Annotated in this window: 1 protein-coding gene; it reads left to right on the forward strand. The window is 58.2% G+C overall.

Going from position 1 to position 1,102, the window contains the following annotated elements; genetic code table 11:
- Positions 1 to 43 precede the first annotated feature (43 nt).
- Complete coding sequence (locus DVS29_RS36770) at positions 44 to 1,102, forward strand: IS630 family transposase (protein WP_118186254.1); 1,059 nt, start codon at positions 44 to 46, stop codon at positions 1,100 to 1,102.

Consider the following 1,102-nt stretch of genomic DNA (forward strand, 5'->3'; position numbering starts at 1 on the left):
GCTAGTCCGTTGAACCAATGAAATTGCACTGATCTAAAGGTGCATGGGAAAAATGAATCTGAGTGAAGCCGAGCGCGAAGAATTGTTGTCGATGCAGCGCAGCCGAACGATGGCCGTTGGCCAGGTAAGGCGAGCGCGGTTGATCCTGCTGCTCGACGAAGGAGCCTCGCGCGGGGCGATCATGAACGAATTGCGATGCGATTCGCGTTTCATCACCACATGGCAAACCCGCTTCGCCAGTGAGCGTCTGGCAGGCCTGTTTGGCAGGCACCCAGGTCGTGCGCCACGACGTGACCAGGCGCGTCTTGAGGCGAGAGTGCTCGACTACACGCTGCGGCGTAAGCCGGCCGACGGCTCGACGCACTGGAGCAGCCGCAAGTTGGCAGCGCAGTTGGGCGTGCCCTTCATGACGGTTCAACGTATCTGGCGCAAGCACGACGTTCGGCCGCATCGTCTCGATACGCACATGGTGTCGAACGATCCCGACTTTGAGGCCAAGGCTGCCGATGTGATCGGCCTGTACCTGAACCCGCCGTTGCATGCGGCGGTGTTCTGCGTGGATGAGAAAACGGCCATTCAGGCGCTTGATCGCAAAGACCGGATGTTGCCGCTCTCGCCCGGGCGCGCCGAAAGTCATGGCTTCGAATACAAACGCAACGGTACCCTGAGCCTGTTTGCAGCGTTGAATGTCGCCACCGGCGAAGTGCTGGGCAAGACTGCACCACGTCATACCAGTGCCCAGTTCGTCGCGTTCCTCACCGAGGTGGTATCGGCGCAGCCGGCCAGAAAGGAGATTCACGTGATCTGCGACAACGTGAGCAGCCACAAAACTGACGCCGTTCAAACCTTTCTGGCTGACCATACGAACGTCTCGATACATTACACCCCCACGTATTCGTCATGGTTGAACCAGGTCGAGAACTGGTTTGCCCGCATCCAGCGCGACGTCATCACGCGCGGCGTATTCACCAGCACCAAGGACCTCGACAAAAAGCTCATGCGATATATTCGCCAATACAACAAGCAAGCTGCCCCGTTGAAATGGAAGTATTCCGATCCAACTCGACGCATCCGGTGCAATTCATCCGGTTCAGCGGACTAG

Origin of the sequence: Paraburkholderia phosphatilytica (assembly GCF_003443895.1) — a bacterium.
Classification (GTDB): domain Bacteria; phylum Pseudomonadota; class Gammaproteobacteria; order Burkholderiales; family Burkholderiaceae; genus Paraburkholderia; species Paraburkholderia phosphatilytica.

Excerpts from the sequence above, each read along its gene's own strand:
- DVS29_RS36770 (WP_118186254.1), top strand. The coding sequence starts at position 44 with ATGGGAAAAATGAATCTGAGTGAAGCCGAGCGCGAAGAATTGTTGTCG.